Source organism: Psychroserpens mesophilus, from assembly GCF_050617655.1.
GTDB classification, from domain to species: Bacteria; Bacteroidota; Bacteroidia; order Flavobacteriales; family Flavobacteriaceae; genus Psychroserpens; species Psychroserpens mesophilus_A.
This window is the reverse complement of the sequence record NZ_JBODQC010000110.1, coordinates 1-308: the sequence shown is the minus strand read 5'-3', so window position 1 is coordinate 308 and position 308 is coordinate 1. Positions and strand designations below refer to the sequence as shown.

The 308-nt window shown below is 30.5% G+C and carries 1 protein-coding gene; it reads right to left on the bottom strand.

Annotation, left to right across the window (positions count from 1 at the left end):
* On the bottom strand, window positions 1-308 hold a 308-nt coding region (locus tag ACRHNM_RS16545; protein WP_431137725.1), incomplete at both ends, for a DUF192 domain-containing protein.

Below are 308 nucleotides of genomic sequence, written 5' to 3'. Positions count from 1 at the left end.
GGTTTTGCGTTTTTTTGAAAGCTTACAATCTGTAACTTATCACCTATATAAATAATGTCTAAGGGAATTTTGGTGTTCTTCATATAGAAACTTCGCATTTGTGTATTAGGAAATATAAACAGCATACCTTGGTTGGTGCCAAGTTTGGTTCGGTACATTAAGCCTGTTTGTATTTCGTACTCATCTTCGGCAAATTCTATATCTAAGGTTTTTATAATAGAATCGGTATTCGCTTTTTTAAGATTTAAAATTCCTTCTTTTTTAAAGCTTACTTCAATTTTGTCGTTTGAAGTATCTTTCTTTTCATT